Annotated in this window: 1 protein-coding gene; it reads left to right on the top strand. The window is 63.1% G+C overall.

Features of this window, described 5'->3' with window-relative positions:
• On the top strand, positions 1-244 hold a 244-nt coding region (locus tag ACPYOG_RS20360), incomplete at both ends, for an EAL domain-containing protein (RefSeq protein ID WP_481295892.1).

Below are 244 nucleotides of genomic sequence, written 5' to 3'. Positions count from 1 at the left end.
CAAGCTGTTCGATCCCGTCAACCTGCACTCCCGGCAACTCCAGCGGCAGATCGTTGGCGACCTCCGGGAAGGGATCCGTTCGGAGCAGCTGGTCCTTTACTACCAACCGATCGTGGAGCTGGCCACCGGACAGATTGAGGGGTGCGAGGCCCTGGTCCGCTGGAACCACCCGATACACGGCCTCATCATGCCGGACCAGTTCATTCCCGTGGCTGAGGCCACCGGGCTTATTGCGGAACTGGGC

This window comes from Leifsonia sp. HAY1-4F (assembly GCF_056755275.1).
Note: the sequence above shows the minus strand (reverse complement) of the source record. Positions and strands in the feature narration are given on the sequence as shown.